This window comes from Shewanella electrica, assembly GCF_022321485.1.
Lineage (GTDB): Bacteria > Pseudomonadota > Gammaproteobacteria > Enterobacterales > Shewanellaceae > Shewanella > Shewanella electrica.
In genome coordinates, this window is sequence record NZ_JAKOGG010000053.1 from 1 (window position 1) to 579 (window position 579).

The 579-nt window shown below is 48.7% G+C and carries 2 tRNA genes; both read left to right on the forward strand.

Annotated features, from left to right (window positions below):
• The first annotated feature begins 264 nt into the window (after window positions 1-264).
• A tRNA-Glu gene (locus tag L9G74_RS19905) sits at window positions 265-340 on the forward strand.
• Window positions 341-503: 163 nt separating this feature from the next.
• Window positions 504-579: transfer RNA gene (locus L9G74_RS19910), tRNA-Ala, on the forward strand.

Below are 579 nucleotides of genomic sequence, written 5' to 3' on the forward strand. Positions count from 1 at the left end.
TAGGACACCGCCCACTTTCTGTTAATAAAGAGTCGGCGGTAACAGTTGTTCGAATCCCCTAGGGGATGCCAACTCTTTAACTGAACAGAGTATAAAGTTGAGTTCTTCGGCAGCGAAGTTAAACACGGTCCATGGGTTACCTTCGTTTAGAGTCCTAGGACACCGCCCACTTTCTGTTAATAAAGAGTCGGCGGTAACAGTTGTTCGAATCCCCTAGGGGATGCCAACTCTTATTAAGCTGAGTATAAATGCTTAAGTCCATGGGTCCCCTTCGTCTAGAGGCCTAGGACACCGCCCTTTCACGGCGGTAACAGGGGTTCGAATCCCCTAGGGGATGCCAACTCTTATTAAGCTGAGTATAAATGCTTAAGTCCATGGGTCACCTTAGTCTAGAGGCCTAGGACACCGCCCACTTTCTGTTAATCAAGAGTCGGCGGTAACAGTTGTTAGAATCCCCTAGGGGATGCCAAAAATTACTGAAGTTTTGTTGTAAACAGAATTTCGGGGCTATAGCTCAGCTGGGAGAGCGCTTGCATGGCATGCAAGAGGTCGACGGTTCGATCCCGTCTAGCTCCACCA